The organism is Arthrobacter sp. T572 (assembly GCF_056780115.1).
In genome coordinates this window covers 1268553-1283250 of sequence record NZ_JBRAZQ010000002.1, presented here as the reverse complement: position 1 = coordinate 1283250, position 14698 = coordinate 1268553, and the positions used below count along the sequence as shown (strand labels likewise).

The 14698-nt window shown below is 64.1% G+C and carries 15 protein-coding genes; 2 read left to right on the top strand and 13 right to left on the bottom strand.

The genetic code is table 11. The annotated features are described in order from the left end of the window. Window position 1: 1 nt before the first annotated feature. From ACUYMZ_RS07150 to ACUYMZ_RS07090, 13 genes are all read right to left on the bottom strand, one after another. A complete protein-coding gene (locus ACUYMZ_RS07150) occupies window positions 2-694 on the bottom strand; it encodes a DedA family protein (RefSeq protein WP_426007501.1) in 693 nt (230 codons plus the stop codon). A gap of 194 nt (window positions 695-888) precedes the next feature. Further along, complete coding sequence (locus tag ACUYMZ_RS07145; RefSeq protein WP_481605832.1) at window positions 889-1581, bottom strand: DedA family protein; 693 nt, start codon at window positions 1579-1581, stop codon at window positions 889-891. Window positions 1582-1665: 84 nt separating this feature from the next. Then, entirely contained in the window at window positions 1666-2976 is a 1311-nt protein-coding gene (locus tag ACUYMZ_RS07140; RefSeq protein ID WP_426006456.1) for a thymidine phosphorylase, read from the bottom strand. Beyond that, entirely contained in the window at window positions 2973-3377 is a 405-nt protein-coding gene (locus tag ACUYMZ_RS07135; RefSeq protein ID WP_426006455.1) for a cytidine deaminase, read from the bottom strand. The genes ACUYMZ_RS07140 and ACUYMZ_RS07135 overlap by 4 nt, the downstream gene beginning before the upstream one ends. A 2-nt stretch (window positions 3378-3379) precedes the next feature. Then, on the bottom strand, window positions 3380-4669 hold the full coding sequence (locus ACUYMZ_RS07130) for an ABC transporter permease (RefSeq protein WP_481602578.1): 1290 nt from the start codon (window positions 4667-4669) through the stop codon (window positions 3380-3382). Next, a complete protein-coding gene (locus ACUYMZ_RS07125; RefSeq protein WP_481602577.1) occupies window positions 4666-6030 on the bottom strand; it encodes an ABC transporter permease in 1365 nt (454 codons plus the stop codon). Before ACUYMZ_RS07125 ends, ACUYMZ_RS07130 begins: the two co-directional genes overlap by 4 nt. Then, window positions 6020-7540 carry an ABC transporter ATP-binding protein gene (locus ACUYMZ_RS07120; RefSeq protein WP_442423511.1) on the bottom strand — a complete coding sequence of 507 codons (1521 nt, stop codon included), beginning with the start codon at window positions 7538-7540 and terminating at the stop codon, window positions 6020-6022. Before ACUYMZ_RS07120 ends, ACUYMZ_RS07125 begins: the two co-directional genes overlap by 11 nt. 127 nt (window positions 7541-7667) lie before the next feature. Continuing rightward, window positions 7668-8774 carry a BMP family lipoprotein gene (locus ACUYMZ_RS07115; RefSeq protein WP_426006451.1) on the bottom strand — a complete coding sequence of 369 codons (1107 nt, stop codon included), beginning with the start codon at window positions 8772-8774 and terminating at the stop codon, window positions 7668-7670. Between the two features lie 227 nt (window positions 8775-9001). Beyond that, window positions 9002-10027, bottom strand: a complete 1026-nt coding sequence (locus tag ACUYMZ_RS07110) for an NADP-dependent oxidoreductase (protein ID WP_481602576.1) — start codon at window positions 10025-10027, stop codon at window positions 9002-9004. After that, window positions 10024-10455 carry an organic hydroperoxide resistance protein gene (locus ACUYMZ_RS07105; RefSeq protein ID WP_426006449.1) on the bottom strand — a complete coding sequence of 144 codons (432 nt, stop codon included), beginning with the start codon at window positions 10453-10455 and terminating at the stop codon, window positions 10024-10026. Before ACUYMZ_RS07105 ends, ACUYMZ_RS07110 begins: the two co-directional genes overlap by 4 nt. Before the next feature lie 45 nt (window positions 10456-10500). Continuing rightward, on the bottom strand, window positions 10501-10935 hold the full coding sequence (locus tag ACUYMZ_RS07100; protein WP_426006447.1) for a MarR family winged helix-turn-helix transcriptional regulator: 435 nt from the start codon (window positions 10933-10935) through the stop codon (window positions 10501-10503). A gap of 122 nt (window positions 10936-11057) precedes the next feature. Then, on the bottom strand, window positions 11058-12263 hold the full coding sequence (locus ACUYMZ_RS07095) for an amidohydrolase (RefSeq protein ID WP_426006446.1): 1206 nt from the start codon (window positions 12261-12263) through the stop codon (window positions 11058-11060). 110 nt (window positions 12264-12373) lie between these two features. Next, window positions 12374-13507 (bottom strand): mannose-1-phosphate guanylyltransferase, encoded by a 1134-nt coding sequence (locus tag ACUYMZ_RS07090; protein ID WP_426006445.1) that lies wholly within the window; start codon window positions 13505-13507, stop codon window positions 12374-12376. Between the two features lie 253 nt (window positions 13508-13760). Between ACUYMZ_RS07090 and sdhC the strand changes: the two genes are divergently transcribed. After that, window positions 13761-14141, top strand: a complete 381-nt coding sequence (gene sdhC / locus ACUYMZ_RS07085; RefSeq protein WP_011773978.1) for a succinate dehydrogenase, cytochrome b556 subunit — start codon at window positions 13761-13763, stop codon at window positions 14139-14141. A 3-nt stretch (window positions 14142-14144) separates the two neighbouring features. After that, the gene (locus tag ACUYMZ_RS07080; RefSeq protein ID WP_426006444.1) at window positions 14145-14606 is read left to right on the top strand and encodes a succinate dehydrogenase hydrophobic membrane anchor subunit; all 462 of its coding nucleotides are present in this window, start codon (window positions 14145-14147) and stop codon (window positions 14604-14606) included. Window positions 14607-14698 lie beyond the last annotated feature (92 nt).

The window sequence follows — 14698 nt, the reverse complement described above, 5'->3', positions numbered from 1 at the left end:
CTTAGCCAGCAGGATTGGAAACGTCGCCTGCAGCTGCCGGTTGATGCGTCATCTCGGCAGCTGCAACCAGGGGCACCTCCGCGCGGGCAGCCTCGTCACGGGCAATGTCCCGCTTCTCCAGGTACTTGTGCCACCAGCGCAGGGCGTGGTCCACCACGATCCCCAGGAGCACGGCGAACGCCACGGCGATTCCCACGCCAAGCAACGGGTTGTTGTGCACCCATTGGCCGGCGAGCAATCCAATACCGATCGAGTAGCCGACCCAGGTGATGCAGGCGAAGGCGTCCAGCCAGAAAAACGTCCGGTGCCGGAACCCGGTCTGGCCTGCCACGTAGTTCACGGCCACGCGTCCCCACGGAATGTAACGGGCCGTGAAGATCAGCACCGCGCCCCGCTTGTCCAGCTCGTATTGGGCCCAGGCGAACATTTTCTGCACCTTGGGCCGGCGCATCCACTTCCACCGGGTCAGGCCGATCTTGCGGCCCAGCAGGTACGCCATGTTGTCCCCGGCCATGGCCCCGATCAGGGCCGTGGTACCCAGGATCCAAAGATTGGGTTCCCCGCTGTGAAGGGACAGCGCCGAGAGCCCCACAATGGCTGTTTCACTGGGGAGGATAGTGGCAAAACCGTCGATGAAGAAGAACAGAAGGAGTACCGGATAAATCCACGGCTGCCCGGCTGCATGCTCGAGCATTTGGTTCAAAAACTCCACGCGGCGGTAGCTCCTCGGCGAATATGACTTGACACTGTGACGGAAGTCGCTCTAAGTGTCCCATGGCCGGGACGTCGTTCGCTACGCCCCAGCCTGCGGGATCACAAACTTAACGCTATCCGCGACGGCCTGGTTCCGCCGTCAGCCGCCGGACTGATCTTGGGCACCCCGTGGCGTCATACCGTGGGTGGAGAAGGCGCCTCGCCCTCCGGGACGTTCCTGGCCGGACCGGTTTCCCTCAGGTCATCGGCCTCCACCTTGCCGTTCTCCAGGGGAGTCGATCCGCGGACCTTGCTGATGATGCGGTCGATGATGATCCCCAGGATCACGGCCACCACGATCGCGATCACTGCGCCCAGCAGATGGTTGTGCTCGAACCAGACCCCGAAAAAGTATCCGAGGACCACCGAGTACGCCGCCCATAGGATGGCTGAAAGGCTGGTCAGCGCCACGAAACGGCGATGGTTGAAATGCGTGGCCCCAGCGGTCAGGTTCACCGCCACGCGTCCGATCGGGATGAACCGCGCCACCATGATCAGCGAGGCCGCCCGCCGTCGTAATTCCTTGCCCGCCCAGCGGAAGGCTCCCTGCATGCGCTGGGTCCGCATCCACCGCCACCGTTGGACGCCGATCCGGCGGCCGATGAGATAGGCGATGTTATCGCCGGAGAAAGCCCCCACGGCTGCCACCACTGCCAGCAACCAGACGTTGGGAGACCCCCCGCTGCCCGACACGGCGCTCAAACCGACCACCACGGACTCGCTCGGAATTGGGGGAAAGAAACCGTCAATCAGACAACACGCCAGCACCAGGACCAGCACCCAGGGCTGCTCTGCCGCGGCGAGAATGAAATCGTTGATGCCCTGCACGGTTTCCTTCGGGTAGCCGGCACCATGGGCACCGGGAGGCTGGTGTTCCGGGTGCCCACGGGAGGACAACCCGGAACATTAAGCCTAGGCGATGCGGTCGATGATCAGCTGCCGGGCAGGACGGGATCCTTCTGGAGCAATCACCACGGCGTCCCGCAGCGCTTCCTTGGCACGGTCGAACTTTTCCGGGGTGTCGGTGAGGAGCGTCATGAGCGGCTCCCCCGCCCGCACCAACGCACCGGGCTTGGCGTGCAAGCGTACCCCGGCAGCTGCCTGCACCTGGTCCTCCTTCCGGGCCCGGCCCGCACCCAGGCGCCAGGCGGCGACGCCCACGGAGAGCGCGTCCAGTTCCACCAGCACGCCGTCCGCCGGAGCATAGACAACCTCTGACTCCCTGGCCACCGGCAGCGCAGCCCGCGGATCGCCGCCCTGTGCTTCGATCATGCGGTTCCAGACATCCATGGCGCGCCCGTCCTTCAAGGCCGCGGCAGGATCGGCGTCATGGACGCCGGCACCGGCCAGCATCTCTTCGGCCAGGCGGACGGTCAGTTCGACGACGTCTTCCGGGCCTCCGCCCGCCAGCACCTCTACCGATTCCTCCACCTCGATGGCGTTGCCGGCAGTGAGTCCCAACGGGGTGGACATGTCGGTCATCAGCGCAACCGTGTGCACCCCGGCATCCTTGCCCAACGCCACCATGGTTTCCGCGAGTTCCCGGGCGCGGGCTTCGTCCTTCATGAATGCCCCGGAGCCAACCTTGACGTCCAGCACCAGCGAGCCGGTGCCCTCGGCAATCTTCTTGCTCATGATCGAGGACGCGATCAGCGGAATGGCTTCAACAGTGCCGGTCACGTCCCGCAGGGCGTACAGCTTCTTGTCCGCAGGAGCCAGCCCCGATCCGGCAGCACAGATCACAGCCCCTACGTCCTGAAGCTGGGCCATGATTTCGGCGTTGCTGAGGTTGGCCCGCCATCCGGGGATGGCTTCGAGCTTGTCCAGCGTCCCCCCGGTGTGGCCTAGTCCCCTTCCGGACAACTGCGGCACCGCCACGCCGAACACCGCCACCAGGGGCGCCAGCGGCAGGGTGATCTTGTCACCGACCCCACCGGTGGAGTGCTTGTCGCTGGTAGGTTTCCTGCCGCCGTCGGGCTTTGTCAGCGACGAAAAGTCCATCCGCTCCCCCGAGGCGATCATCGCCGACGTCCAGCGCGAGATCTCGTCGCGGTCCATGCCGTTGAGCAGGATGGCCATGTTCAGCGCAGCCATCTGTTCGTCGGCGATGACGCCACGGGTGTAGGCATCAATCGTCCAGTCGATCTGTTCCGGGGTGAGCGTGCCCTTGTCCCGTTTGATGGTGATGATCTGGACGGCGTCGAACGCTTCGGTGCTTGTCACGTGCTTTCCTCCAGGTGCTCGGGACCAAAGGCGTCAGGCAGCACCTGGTCCATGGTTTTGATTCCCTGCGTGGTCATGAGCTGCATTCCGGGTGCCCGGAATTCGTAGAGCAGCTGGCGGCACCGGCCGCACGGCATGAGGACGTTGCCCTGGCCGTCAACGCAGTAGAACGCAGCCAGCCTGCCTCCCCCGCCCAGGTGCAACTGGCCCACCAGGGCACATTCCGCGCACAGCGTCAGGCCGTAGCTGGCGTTCTCCACGTTGCAGCCGCTGATGATGCGCCCGTCCTCGGTGAGGGCCGCAGCCCCCACCGGGAACCTGGAGTACGGCGCGTAAGCCTTCTCCATGGCCTGCTTCGCAGCAGCTTCCAGCGCTTGCCAGTCGATGTCAGCCTTGGGCATCGTCAACCTTTCACGTACGGTATGCCGCTGGCGGCCGGTGGCCGCGACTTACCCACCAAACCGGCGACGGCGAAGATGGTCACCAAGTACGGCAGCATGGCCATGAACTGGCTCGGAACGGGAGTACCGATGATGCCCAGGATCGACTGCAGGTTGTAGGCGAAGCCGAACAGCAGCGAAGCCAGGAACGCCCCGATCGGGTTCCAGCGCCCGAAGATCAGCGCCGCCAACGCGATAAAGCCGCGTCCGCCCGAGATGTCCTTGGTGAAGGAGTCGATGGTCACCAGCGTGAACACCGCTCCACCGATACCGGCGATCGCACCGCCCAGCGTGACGTTCCAGAACCGCGTGGCATTGACGTTGATACCCAGGGTGTCAGCGGCCTGCGGGTGCTCGCCCACCGCACGGACCCGCAGGCCCCAGCGGGTCTTGAACAGCCCGAACCACACCACGGCGACCGCGATGTACATCAGGTAACCGGCGATCGACTGTTCGAACAGGATGGGGCCGATGATCGGAATGTCGGACAACAGCGGGATGGGCAGGATGTCCAGGCGGCCAGGGGTGTTGAACTGTTCCTTGTTGGGCACCATTACGGTGCCGAACAGGAAGCCGGTGAGGCCCGATACCAGCACGTTCAGCACCACGCCCACAATGATCTGGTTGACGAGGTACTTGATGCTGAAGACCGCCAGGACCATGGAGACGGCAGCACCTGCAGCCGCTGCCGCGATCAACCCCACGTACGGGCTGCCCGTCACGGTAGCCACCAATGCCGCCGTGAAGGCACCACCGAGCAGCTGGCCCTCGATCGCGATGTTCACCACGCCCACGCGTTCACACAGGACACCGGAGAGGGAGCCGAACACCAACGGCACGGCCAGGGTCACGGAGCCCGCCACGAGGCCGGCCAGGGAAATGGATGGCTGGCGAGCGCCCGCAACGATCCACACCAGCAGGGCAAACACGAACAGCACGGCGAAAGCTATGGGCAACCATTTGGGAGACCGTTCGCCCCGGGTCCACAGGAAGATCGAGTACGCGGCAATGGCCAGCAGGAGGATGCCGAGCACCACCCCGCCTGATTGGCCCGGAATGAGGAGGGCGGGGACGGCGACGGCGTCACCGGGATCGCTGATCTTCATCTCCGCGGTCTGGTCCGGACCCATCAGGCCGAAAAAGACCAACGCAATCAGGGCTAAGACACCCAGGGACAGCGGAACCTTCAGGGAAGGCCTGAAGCCGGGCAGGGCGGTTGCTCCGGAACGCGGAGCGGTGGATGTTGCGCTCACTTGGCACCTCCGGTGGCGTTGGCCAGCTCAGCTTTGCCGGTGGCCTTGGGCTTCTTGGTCTTCTTCTTCGGTTCCAGCCGGAACAGCGACCTGATCAGCGGGGGCGCCGCGATGAACAGCACGATCAGGGACTGCACCACCAGCACGATGTCGATGGGGGTTCCCGTTTGGATCTGCATCTGGACGGCACCGGCACGGAAAGCGCCGAACAGGAGCCCGGCGAAGAACGTCCCCCACGGCGTGCTCCGGCCCAGCAGGGCCACGGTGATGGAGTCGAAGCCGATCTGGGCTGCCACGCCGCCAGTAAGGACCTTCTCCGTACCGGCCACCTGGGCAACGCCTCCGAACGCCGCGAGGGCACCGGCGAACGCCATGACCAGGATGGTGGCCCGCGGAACCTTAACGCCGGCGGTGCGGGCGGCCACAGGGTTGGCACCCACGGCCCGGAACTCGAAGCCGATCGTGGAACGGTTCAGCAGCCACCAGACGCCGTAGGTCAGCAGGACTGCCACCATGAAGCCCAGGTGCAGGCGGGACCCGGGAATCAGGACAGGGTACGTTGCCGTTTCGTCCAGGCGCGGCGAGATGGGACTGTTGTCGCCCGGCCGCCGGAAAGCCGCGGTGTTCAGGAGGAAGTCCAGCAGGAACAGCGCCACGTAATTCAGCATGATGGTCACGATGACTTCGTGGGCACCGGTGCGGGCTTTGAGGATGCCAACGATCGCGCCCCACACCGCACCGCCCAGGACACCCATGATGATGACCACCAGCAGGTGCAGCCCAAACGGCAGGTGCCAGGCGAAGCCCACATACGCGGCCAGCGTGGCACTGATGATGATCTGGCCTTGGGCACCGATGTTGAACAGACCCGCGCGGAAGGCCAAGGCAACGCCGAGGCCCGCACAAATCAGCGGCGTGGCTACGGTCATGGTTTCCAGCAACGGCAGGAAACCTTGCCGCGGGTTGAAGACAGATCCTTGGAACAGGGCCACGTAGCTCTCCGTCATGGCGTTCCACAGGGCGCTGAGGAAATCGGTGGGCCGGGCGAAGAAGTACCCAGCGGTCCGGGCTACCTGGCTGTCCGTGCTGGCGATCAGCAGGCCGCCGAGAATCAATGCCACGATCACGGCCAGGACGGAGACGAACCCGTTGCCCATGACGATCCGGCGCATCGTGCTGCCCTGGCGGTGCCCGGGGTCCCCGCTTTGGGAGGAAACCGGCACGATGGAGGGTTCCATCATGCCGCCGGCAGTATCCAGGGCGACGTCGGCGGCACGGACTTCGGAGGTGTCTTCCGGACGGGTTTCCTTCGGATCCACGTGATCGGGTCCGGGTGCGTTTGCTGGGTCCCTATCCGTCATGGGAGCCTCCTTCCGGGCCGACGCCGGCCATCATCAAGCCGAGGGTGTCCCGCGGTGTCCCCGCCGGCACGATTCCTACGAGCTTGCCTTTGTAGAGCACGGCGATCCGGTCCGCGAGCTCGATCACTTCATCCAGCTCCGTGGACACGATCATGACCGGTGTGCCAACGTCCCGTTCGGCCACGATGCGTTTATGCAGGAATTCGATGGAACCGACGTCCACGCCGCGCGTTGGCTGGCTGGCAATGAACAGCCGCAGGGGGCGGGACAGTTCCCGCGCCATGACCACCTTCTGCTGGTTGCCGCCGGAGAGTGTGCCGGCCGCTGCACCCGCCGAGGGGGTGCGGATGTCGAATTCCTCAATCTTGGCCTTGGCGTTTTCGGCCACCTTGGCGGGCTTCATGCTGACGCCGCTGGCAAAGGGCGCTTGGTCGTAGAGGTCCAGGACAAGGTTCTCGGCAACCGAGAACGGCCCCACCAAACCGTCCACGGTGCGGTCCTCCGGGACGAAGCCGACGCCGGAACGCAGCACGTCCTTGACCGGCAGTCCCAGCAGTTGTTTTCCGTCCAGGGTCACGGAGCCGCTGACGTGCTCCTGCACGCCAAGGATCGCTTCGGTCAGTTCGGTCTGCCCGTTACCCTGCACACCGGCGATCGCCAGGATCTCGCCCTGTGCGATATCGAAGCTGATGCCATCCACTACGTTGGTTCCGTTGGACGCACGGACTGTCAGGTTCTCCACCACGAAGGTGGTCTCCTTGGGCTGTGCCTGTGCCTTGTCCAGGCTCAGGCTCACGGGGCGGCCCACCATCATGGAAGCCAGCTCTGTGGCAGAGGCCGAGGGAGGAGCATCACCCACCACTTGTCCGCGCCTGATGACCGTGATGACGTCCGAGACAGCCTTTACCTCCCGCAACTTGTGGGAGATGAAAACGATCGATGTGCCCGAAGCCTTGAGCTGGCGCATGATGTCAAGGAGTTCGTCCGTTTCCTGCGGCGTGAGGACGGCCGTGGGTTCGTCCAGGATGAGCACTTTGGCGTCGCGTACCAATGCCTTGATGATCTCCACGCGCTGCTGCACGCCAACCGGCAGGTCCTCCACCAGGGCGTCAGGGTCCACATCAAAGCCATACTTGGCGGAAATTTCACGGACCTTCCGGCGGGTTTCCTCAATGCTGAGGACTCCGCCGAAGGACGTAGGTTCGGCACCCAGGGCCACGTTTTCGGCCACCGTGAAAACCGGGACGAGCATGAAGTGCTGGTGCACCATGCCGATCCCCGCCGCCATGGCATCTCCGGGGCCGCGGAAGGTGACGGGCTGGTCATCCACGAGGATTTGTCCGGCTGTTGGCTCATAAAGTCCATACAGCACATTCATGAGGGTCGATTTTCCGGCGCCATTCTCACCCAGGAGGCAATGGATCTGGCCGGATTCAACCACGAGGTCAATGTCTTGATTGGCGTAGAAGGTCCCGAAGGCTTTCGAGATCCCCTTCAGTTCGAGTTTCACAACTCCCACCGTTCTGTGAGTCCGAGGGACGGCTGTACTGCCCACTACCTTTTGGTAGCAGCGTAGTCAGGGCAAAAACGCGCCGCCAGTACCGGGGCCCGGTACTGGCGGCGCGTCGAGGAATTGTTTACTTCTTGGGGCTCGCAGCCGACTCAACGACCAGCTTGCCGGAGGCGATGTCAGCCTTCAGGGCATCCAGTTCCGATTTGGTCTCGGAGGAGACGGCGGAATCGAGGTCGTGGAACGGTGCGATCGCAACGCCATCGTTGGCCAAGGTGCCAACGTAGGCTTCGTTGCTGAACTTGCCGTCCTTGTCGTCCTTCACCACGGACTCCACGGCCTCGCCCATCTGCTTGACCACGGAGGTCAGCATGAGGTCCTTGTACTCGGGAGCGGTGAGGTAGCCGTCCGAGTCGACCCAGATGAGCTTGACGTCCTTGCCGGCAGCCTTGGCTTCCTTCAGGGCAGCACCTGCACCCTTGCCCACAGGTCCGGCGACGGGCATCACGATGTCCGCGCCCTGGTCCAGGAGGTTGAGCGTGACCTGCTTGCCGGTGTCCTGCTTCTCAAAGTCACCCGTGAAGGAACCGTCCTGCGTGGCCTTGTCCCAGCCGACAACCTGGACAGACTTGCCCTTGGCCTTGTTGTAGGCCTGGACGCCGTCGTAGAAACCGTCCATGAAGATGGTGACCGTGGGGATCTTGATACCGCCGAAGGTACCCACCTTGCCGGTCTTGGACGTGGCGGCCGCTGCGTAACCGGCCAGGTATGCGGCCTGGGCGGTGTCGTAGACGATCGGCTTGACGTTGGCGATCGGCGTCTCGTACGAGTAGTCAACGATCGCGAAGTGCTTGTCCGTGTTCTTTTCCGCAGCGGCCTTGGTGGCATCGCCCAGGAGGAAGCCAACGGTGACGGTCAGGTTGCACCCGGCGGAGATCATGCCGTTGAGGTTGGTCTCGAAGTCGCTGTTGGCCTTGGACTCTGCGGACTTGACGGTTATGCCAAGATCCGTCTCAGCCTTCTTGAGGCCTTCGAACGAGGACTGGTTGAAGGATTGGTCGTCGAATCCGCCGGAGTCGGACACGATGCAGCCGGTGTAGTCACTCTTGGTGGCCGCACCGGAGCCGGCGTCGGGAGCCTGGCCGCAACCGGTCAGCAGGAGCGCTGCTGCGCCAACAGTTGCGACACCAGCCATTGAACCGCGCTTCAGGGCGGCGCGCAGTGGTTTCTTCAATTTTCCTCCAGGAAGAAAGTGGTGTGGGCTACGACGGATGGTCAATGAGTGTCCGTTTCCTATACCTGAGGCAGAAATTCTGTTTTCACTGATGCTTCGCAGCACTGCGCCGAGGCGCACTTGGTGACACCAACACTAGTGGGCTGGACCACACCCGGATAGCACAATCCCGGGCACCGCGGCAGATTGTTGACCTTTTGTTACCAAGCAGTAGCCGGGCTGTTGCGTCACAAGCGGACGAGCATCTTTCCCGTATTGGCCCCGTCCAGCAGATCGATAAACGCCTGCGGGGCGTTCTCCAAACCGTCCACGATTGTCTCGTCGTAGCGGACCGTCCCATCAGCCAGCCACGCAGCCATCCTTTCCCTGAATTCGGCGGCATGGGCGCGTTGGCCACCCACCAGGAAGCCACGCAGCGTCAACTGCTTGCCGATGGCCACAGCGAGGTTCCTGGGCGCAGCCGGGGGCTCGGTGGAGTTGTATTGTGCTATCGCTCCGCACATGGCCACGCGCCCGCCCACGGTCAGTGTGTCCAAAGCAGCTTCCAGGTGGTCGCCCCCGACGTTGTCGAAGTACACGTCGATACCGCGGTCCCCCGCTGCCTGACGCAACTGCTCCAGCACCGGAGCGTCGTTGTAGTTGAAGGCGGCGTCAAAGCCCAGGTCCAGCAACCTGGCAACCTTGTCCGCCGAACCCGCACTGCCGATTACTTTCCCGGCGCCCATTGCCTTGGCAATCTGGCCCACCATTGACCCCACGGCTCCGGCTGCACCGGACACGAAGACGACGTCCCCTTCCTTGAATCCGGCCACCTTGAGCAATCCGGCGTAGGCGGTCAGCCCGGTCATGCCCAGCGCCCCAAGGAAGGCCGGCGTCGGAGCCAGCCCCTTGGGCACCACGGTTGCCGCGGTGGCGTCCACCACCGCGTGGTCCCGCCACCCCAGTTGATGCACGACGACGTCACCCACCTTGTGCGCGTCCGAACGGGACGCGATCACCTCACCTGCCGCACCGCCGTCGAGCGCTGCATCAAGGCGGAAGGGAGCCGAATAGGACTTCGTGTCATTCATGCGGCCACGCATGTAAGGATCGACGGACATGTACTGGTTCCGCACCAGGATCTGGCCGCTCTTCAGTTCCTGCACGGGAGCGGTGACGAGCCGGAAGTTGTCCGGGACCGGCCGGCCCGACGGGCGCGAGGCCAGGTGGATTTCGCGGGTAGTGGCGGGCATTGCCGTCTCTGGAATGCTCATGCGGCGAACTCCACCAGTTTCAGGTCGACGGCCATGTTGCCGCGTGTTGCGTTCGAGTAGGGGCAGATCCTGTGCGCTTTGGCCATCAGCTCCTCGGCCTTGCCGCGCTCCAGTGCCGGCAGGGCAATCTCGAGTTCGGCCGCCAGCCCGAATCCCACTCCGTCCGGAAGGGCGCCGATGTGGACCTTGGCTGCGACGGCGGAGTCGGTCAGGTCCACACGCTCCTTGCGGCCCACCAGGCGCAGGGCCGAGTGGAAGCAGGCTGCATATCCTGCCGCGAACAGTTGTTCAGGGTTGGTGCCTTGGCCGTTGCCGCCCAGTTCTACAGGGCTGGCGAGGGCGACATCCAGTTTGCCGTCGTTGGTGCGGGCATTGCCGTCACGGCCTTCGCCGGAAGCCAAGGCCTCTGCGGTGTACAGGGTCTTCATGGGTCTGTCCCCTTCTCTGTGGTGGATTGTGGTGCAGCGGAAAAGTCAGGGTGCCGCATGGAGGGCGGCGGTGAGCTTCCCGAGGGTGGCATGCAGCTGGGCCATTTCGTCAGCCGACAGGCCCGCTGCTTCGGCCAGGCGCAGGGGCACGGCTTGCGCTTTGGCGCTCAGGCGGGTTCCGGCGTCGGTGAGGACCACGTCCACACGCCGCTCGTCCTCCGCCGAGCGGTGCCGCTCCACGAGGCCCATGGCCTCAAGACGCTTCAGCAACGGCGACAGCGTGCCGGAGTCCAGGCCCAGTTCGGCGCCAAGCGCGCGGACGCTCCGCGGCTCCTCCTCCCAAAGCACCAGCATCACCAGATACTGCGGGTAGGTCAGGCCGAGGTCGTCGAGCACCGGGCGGTAGACCGCCGTCGCGGCTTTCGACGCCGAGTACAGCGCAAAGCAGACCTGGTGGCGGAGCCGGGGAGCATCACTCATGGGAGAAACGGTAGCTCACAATTACATTGTGCACAACTTAATTCAGCCCACCCGAACCCAACTGGGTCGCATTTGTGCGCGTTTTGACGGCTCAGAACGCGCACAAATGCGACCCACTTGGGTTACTGGTTGAGGTCGCGGATGGTTCGCAGGGCGGCTGCGGTGAGGACCCGGACGGCGTAGCCAAGGGCGCGCTCGTCGACGATGAAGTCGCCGCGGTGGAGGTCATACTCCTCGCCACCGGGAGTGTGGGTACCAAGGCGCATCATGGCACCGGGAAGGTCCGCGAGGAACCAGGCAAAATCCTCGCCACCCATGGACTGCGGAGTCAGAACCACCGCGTTCTCGCCCAACTCGGCGCGCGCGGCAGCCTCAATCAACGCCGTTTCGTGTTCCGAGTTGACCACGGGCGGGACGCCGCGCGTGTGCTCAAGGTGCACATCGACGCCGTAAGGCGCAGCCACCTGCTTGACGACCTCGTCCAGCAATTCGCCGGCACTGTGCCAGGCATCGCGGTCAAGGCACCGCATGGTGCCCGCCATGTAGCCCGACGCGGGGATGGCATTGGGAGCTGCACCTGCGGAAATCTGCCCCCACACCACAGAAACGCCACTGCGCACGTCGACGCGGCGCGACAGGACAGCCGGAACGTTGACGGCAATCTGCGCCAGGGCGAAGACCAGGTCTTCGGTCAAGTGGGGACGCGACGTGTGCCCGCCCCGGCCCGTCAACTCGATCTTGATGGTGTCCGAGGCCGACGTGATGGCACCGATGCGCGTACCGATCTGCCCGGCGTTGATGCGCGGGTCACAGTGCAGCGCAAGAATGCGGGGAACACCCTCCAGCACACCCTGCTCAATGCAGGACAGCGCGCCACCGGGCATGGTCTCCTCCGCAGGCTGGAAGATGATGCGGACGGTTCCGCCGAGCGGAGTGTTCTTGTGCATCCGCTGCAGCACCAGGGCAATGCCCAGCATGGTGGTGGTGTGGACGTCATGGCCGCAGGCATGGGTCACGCCATGGTTCTTGGATGCGAACGGCAGGCCCGTCTCTTCGATGATGGGCAGGGCGTCGATGTCACCGCGCAAGGCAGTGGCAATGGGCCCCTCCCCGACATCCACCGTCAGCCCCGTGCCTTCGAGCCGCCGCGGCTTCAAGCCGGCCGCTTCGAGCCGCTCCACGAGTTTGTCCGTGGTGCGGAACTCCTTAAAGGACAGCTCCGGATGCGCATGGAGGTCGCGCCTGAACTCGATGAGCCCGGGAAGCAGTTCATCGACCCAAGGACTGACAACGGGAGGCGGCTCGGTCTCGGTGGTGTAATTGCGCACGTCACAACTCTAGCCAAGCGCGGCGGACGACGAACGAAAGCCACCTCTTGGTTACGCCGCGTTCAGGCGCAGGACAACAAAAGAGGTGGCTTCCGGTGTAGGTTTCCGCTTTACAGGACGTCGGTATCGCCGCTGGCCTTCAACGCGTCAACGGTGCCCTTGACCAGCTGGGCATGTTCCTTCGTGGTGACCAGGAGGGCGTCCGGCGTGTCCACGATGACCACGTCCTTGATGCCGATCAGCGCAATGACCCGCTTGGTATCGGAGACCACCACGCCGCTGGCGTTCTCAGCGAAAACGCGGGCTCCCTCACCCAGGACGGTCACTTCGTCGACGTCGCCGGCGCTGTTCAGGCGGCCGATCGCGGCAAAGTCACCAACGTCGTCCCAACGGAAAGAGCCAGGCACGACGGCGACATCGCCGGCTGCCGCTGCGGGCTCGGCCACTGCGTAGTCGATGGCGATCTTGGGCAGGGTTGGCCACACCCGGGCAGTCACTTCGGCACGCCGGGGAGTGTCCCAGGCTTCGGCGATTTCCTGGAGCCCGGCAAACAGCTCAGGCTGGTTCGCCTCAAGGTGCTTGAGCATGAGCGACACGGGCGCGACGAACATCCCGGCGTTCCACACGTAGTCTCCGGCCTCGACGTACTTCCGGGCCACCTCCTGGCTGGGCTTCTCGACGAACTCAGCGACAGTCAGGGCGTTCGGGGCACCGTCCACCTTCAGTGCCTGGCCGGAACGGATGTAACCGAATCCCGTGGAAGGGTGCGTTGGCTTGATACCGATGGTGACGATCTTCCCCGTAGCGGCAGTAAAGATGGCCTCCCGGACGGTGTCCTGGAACAGGTCGTCGGGACTGATGACCTGGTCCGCGGCGAATGAGCCCATGATCGTTTCCGGGTCGCGGCGGTGCAGGATGGCGGCAGCCAGGCCGATGGCGGCACCTGAGTCCTTGGGTTCGCTTTCAAGGACGAGTTCGTCGTCGCCGACTTCGGGCAACTGCCGGCACACGGCGGCGCGGTGGGCCTCGCCGGTGACCACCAGCACCCGCTCCCCGGCCAGCGGCTCGAGGCGGTCGTAGGTGGACCTCAACAACGTGCTGCCGGAGCCCGTCAGGTCGTGGAGGAACTTGGGCGCAGCGGCACGCGAGAGTGGCCATAGCCGGGTCCCCACACCACCCGCCGGAATAACCGCATGGAAGCGGTTCAACGGCGATTCCGGAATTGTCACGTCTTCTGTACTCACTGCAACACTTTATCGGACGCAGCACCCGGGACCGGCAGTTCGCCACACATGTGGCTTTCGTCTCAAACGGAGGGATAAATCGCCGGAATACGGGCAGGACACATGGAATTTACAAGCAAAGAAGCCCGTCCTAAATTGAATAAGCTGTAAGCGAAGCCTAGATTTAGGCGTGAGCTACGAGTGCTCTCGCAGCAGGCGTTCCCCCCGCGTGGATCCCATGCCAGCGCCGCTGTGTTGCAGGAAGGTTTATTCAGTGCCGACAAAACCAGCTGGCACCTTGTACCGCGGCCGTGAAGGCATGTGGTCCTGGGTTGGACACCGTATCACCGGTGTAGTGATCTTTTTCTTCTTGTTGGTCCATGTGCTGGACACCTCACTGGTGCGCGTGTCCCCTGAGGCCTACACCGCCGTTATCGGCGCCTACAAGAACCCCCTCATGGCCCTGGGCGAAACGGGCCTGGTCGCTGCGATCATCTTCCACGCCTTCAACGGCCTGCGCGTGATCGCCATCGACTTCTGGAAGAAGGGCGCCAAGTACCAGCGCCAGCTGCTCTGGGTCGTGCTTGCGCTGTGGCTGGTCACGTTCGCAGGGTTCGCCATCCGCCACCTTTCCCTCGCGCTGGGAGGCCACTAAGCCATGACCACCATCCAGTCCCCCCGCAGCGGCAAGATCGCCCCGAAGTACAACCGCACCGGCAGCAGCCGCGGCAACTTCGAAATGCTCGCATGGCTGTTCATGCGTCTTTCCGGCGTCGTTCTGGTCATCCTCATTTTCGGCCACCTGTTTGTGAACCTGCTGGTGGGCGAAGGCATCCACGCCATCGACTTCGGCTTTGTTGCCGGCAAATGGGCCGATCCGTTCTGGCAGTTCTGGGACCTGGCCATGCTGTGGCTGGCCATGCTCCACGGCACCAACGGAGTCCGGACCATCATCAACGACTACGCAGAGAAGGACTCCACCCGCTTCTGGCTGAAGACGGTCCTCTACGCCGCAACCGTGGTGATCATCATCCTCGGCACCCTGGTGATCTTCACCTTCGATCCGTGCCCGGTCGTCGACGGCGTCCAGCTTCCCGGCGGTTTCTGCCCGGCGCCTTAGCCGCTTCCACGGCGTGGCCGACCCCGCCCGGGACCGGCCGCGCCTTCCTTTGCGGAGCAGGCTCCGCCGACCATCTGAATTTCTGAAAGAGA

Coding starts and splice junctions, on each gene's coding strand:
- ACUYMZ_RS07150 (WP_426007501.1), bottom strand. CDS start 694: ATGCTCGAGCATGCAGCCGGGCAGCCGTGGATTTATCCGGTACTCCTT.
- ACUYMZ_RS07135 (WP_426006455.1), bottom strand. CDS start 3,377: ATGCCCAAGGCTGACATCGACTGGCAAGCGCTGGAAGCTGCTGCGAAG.
- ACUYMZ_RS07125 (WP_481602577.1), bottom strand. CDS start 6,030: ATGACGGATAGGGACCCAGCAAACGCACCCGGACCCGATCACGTGGAT.
- ACUYMZ_RS07110 (WP_481602576.1), bottom strand. CDS start 10,027: ATGAGCATTCCAGAGACGGCAATGCCCGCCACTACCCGCGAAATCCAC.
- ACUYMZ_RS07105 (WP_426006449.1), bottom strand. CDS start 10,455: ATGAAGACCCTGTACACCGCAGAGGCCTTGGCTTCCGGCGAAGGCCGT.
- ACUYMZ_RS07100 (WP_426006447.1), bottom strand. CDS start 10,935: ATGAGTGATGCTCCCCGGCTCCGCCACCAGGTCTGCTTTGCGCTGTAC.
- ACUYMZ_RS07080 (WP_426006444.1), top strand. CDS start 14,145: ATGACCACCATCCAGTCCCCCCGCAGCGGCAAGATCGCCCCGAAGTAC.